We start from the raw sequence: 2,575 nt of genomic DNA, 5'->3' as shown, positions 1-2,575 counted from the left end.
GCTGAGTTACGACATTTCGACCAATGCCACATCGAAGTTTGATAATCATACGTATAATCCTCGTCAACACTGTTTAGGGCAATTGACCTTGAGGAAAGGAACTCAATGAAAAAACTACTACCGATTGTATTCACTTGTTTAAGCTTAGCTTTCACCGCGCCATCGGTATTGGCTTCTGAACGTGCAGAGCAGGGTTGGCAATGGATTGAGCAAGGCGCAATGATTGTCGATGTGCGCACACCACAAGAGTTTGCCGATGGTCACTTAGACAATGCGGTTAACTTTCCGCTTTCAGAGTTGGATAAACACTTTGCTAATGTCGATAAAGACACGCAGATCGTGCTCTACTGCCGCAGTGGTAATCGCTCAGGGCAAGCGTATCAGTACCTACAATCGCAAGGATTTACCAACCTTCATAACGCGGGCGGTTTAGTTGAGATGCAACAAGCAAAGTAGTACGACTTAGCACCTATCTAGCCAACTGAACGGAAAGCACACCTCTCGTGTGCTTTTTGTTTTTCACAACCTATTCGTTATCGGTTGAAGCTAGCTCGCCAAAGTAGTCTTCTAGTCGATGACGACCATAAGTCGGCGCGATATTGTCACCGCCTAACATGGTCAAGAAGAACTCCGCAGGACCGCCCCATTTTTCTGGCAAGTGACGTACTATCGATAACCCAGTTCTGCGCAGGCAGTCCGGTAGGTGCGTGTTTTTCTCCACTTTGTTTTGAGATTTGAACGCGAGCCGAGCAATGTCATTGACAGACAAAACATCTGGACCACCGACATCAAGTTCAGTGTCATTTCGTTCAATCGCTTCTAAACAAAACCTTGCCAAATCTTTTCCGTGAATAGGATTAAGCAGTTTTTTACCATCACCAAAAGTAAATACTCGACCTGATTTCGCCATGTTGTACACCTCGGTAATATCAGAGAAAAAACCATTCGGGCGAATCACACAAGGGGTTAATTTTGTTGATTGCAGAAGCCGACTCACGAAGCGTTCTTTCGCCTCTAAAAGACGAACTTGAGGATATTTCCGAGCATTAAACGCAGAGATGTAGATGAATTTACCGACACCTGCTCGCTCTGCTTCTTCAAGCAAGCTCAAATTTGCTTGGTAGTCGACATCCAAATAACCTAATCCGTCTTGTTGGCGAGTAATGCCCAAACATGAGATAACAACATCCACACCCTCACAAACACCTTTTAGCTCATCGGGATGAGTAACCTGCACCTCTATCACTTGTGACTCTTCCACACCCAATGCGAGTAATTTGGTTTTGTTTCTCGCAATGGTTTTAAAATCAATTTGCTCAGAGAGGAGTAGCTCAACAATATTCGAGCCTAAGTACCCCGTTGAGCCCGCAATTAAAATTCGAGGGTGCCTTTTCATAACATGACGTCCTATTCTTGCTCTGGTCGGTATGGTTCTTCACGCAATACGTGGCTCACCAATAACTTTAGGTAGAACAGCGGTAAAAACCACTCCAAACCTTGTGGTGCTTGTGCCCAATAAATCGAAATAATCACACTCAGAGAATACAGAGTTAGCGCCACAGGACGTTGTAAATACAACGGTGTTTTCACGACTAGGCTACATGCCAGAACCATGTAACCACCGATCACAACAATCCACATGATATCGAGATTCAAGAACGCCCAACTGTAGAGAGAAAGCTGCACGAAATGAGTCAGAATAAAGCTCATGTGCTGCTTAAAACCTTGTCCTTCACGATGAAACCAGCGCTTTGCCGTAGACGTCGCATTGGTAATAATGCCGCCGATGATATCCACTGTGAGCAAACCCGCGATAACATATTGAGTAGTAGTCCAACCCAGTTGTGCAAAGTACGCATAAATCACCACGACAAAACCAGCAGCAAAAGGGACATACAGCTGTAAATTCTTTTCTGCTTTCGTTGCACCCGGACCAATCAGCTTATCAATTCCACCCCAGAAACCCGCTCTTGCTTGAGGAACACTCCAATCAATTTTCATACTAAAACCTTATTTGGACCACTTGGTCTTTTTAAATTAGTACGCTTTGAGAGCTAGGTAAAGATCTTTTTTGTCCACTCGGTCTAAATAAAAAATCTTGTGTTATACTGCGGGGCATTGCGGTAATAAAAGCTGAGAAGAAAACCATGCCGAAGATCGTCGATCATGAGAGTAGACGTAGAGAAATTGCCTTAAAAGCAACCGAAGTATTCCTTGAGTTAGGTTACAAAAATATTGGTATGAGACAGCTTTGCGAACAGCTTGGCATGAGTAAAAGTGCGGTTTATCACTATTACAAAAGTAAGGATGAGCTGTTCAAAGCCGCTACCGAGGCAATGGTTAACTTCGATGCAGAAATATTGGCAGGAAGACCGAGCGCAACAAGCGCTAGCCCTGAACAACAAGCAGAGAACTTTGTATTAATTTTCCAACAGATGGCTCCGCGTTTCTTCCAAGAAATGAAGCTCGTATCTGATTACATTGATGTGATTGGGCAAGAAAACGTAGCTACCGATCCATGCATGTTGCTTGCGAATCAAAAGTACATGACGATGCTAGAAAACTACGTTTCAGC

The 2,575-nt window shown here is 44.0% G+C and carries 4 protein-coding genes; 2 read left to right on the top strand and 2 right to left on the bottom strand.

Translation table 11 applies throughout. The annotated features are described in order from the left end of the window. The first annotated feature begins 105 nt into the window (after positions 1 to 105). Entirely contained in the window at positions 106 to 456 is a 351-nt protein-coding gene (locus tag AC4MRV_RS21885; protein ID WP_041056456.1) for a rhodanese-like domain-containing protein, read from the top strand. Positions 457 to 526: 70 nt separating this feature from the next. Here AC4MRV_RS21885 and AC4MRV_RS21880 read toward each other — a convergent pair whose 3' ends face one another. Then, the gene (locus AC4MRV_RS21880) at positions 527 to 1,396 is read right to left on the bottom strand and encodes an SDR family oxidoreductase (protein ID WP_491189380.1); all 870 of its coding nucleotides are present in this window, start codon (positions 1,394 to 1,396) and stop codon (positions 527 to 529) included. 11 nt (positions 1,397 to 1,407) lie between these two features. Beyond that, on the bottom strand, positions 1,408 to 2,001 hold the full coding sequence (locus AC4MRV_RS21875) for a hypothetical protein (RefSeq protein ID WP_152684116.1): 594 nt from the start codon (positions 1,999 to 2,001) through the stop codon (positions 1,408 to 1,410). Positions 2,002 to 2,147: 146 nt separating this feature from the next. On the opposite strand from AC4MRV_RS21875, the gene AC4MRV_RS21870 reads away from it, so the two are divergent. After that, positions 2,148 to 2,575 (top strand): TetR/AcrR family transcriptional regulator (locus AC4MRV_RS21870; RefSeq protein ID WP_491189379.1); only part of this gene is annotated, 428 nt, incomplete at its 3' end.

The sequence above is a fragment of the Vibrio sp. genome (assembly GCF_984391705.1).
The sequence above is the reverse complement of the archived record's forward strand: the minus strand, read 5'-3'. Positions and strand labels throughout refer to the sequence as shown.

What these genes read in the sequence shown, in the direction of transcription:
- AC4MRV_RS21875 (WP_152684116.1), bottom strand. Translation starts at nt 2,001, where the DNA reads ATGAAAATTGATTGGAGTGTTCCTCAAGCAAGAGCGGGTTTCTGGGGT.
- AC4MRV_RS21880 (WP_491189380.1), bottom strand. Translation starts at nt 1,396, where the DNA reads ATGAAAAGGCACCCTCGAATTTTAATTGCGGGCTCAACGGGGTACTTA.
- AC4MRV_RS21885 (WP_041056456.1), top strand. Translation starts at nt 106, where the DNA reads ATGAAAAAACTACTACCGATTGTATTCACTTGTTTAAGCTTAGCTTTC.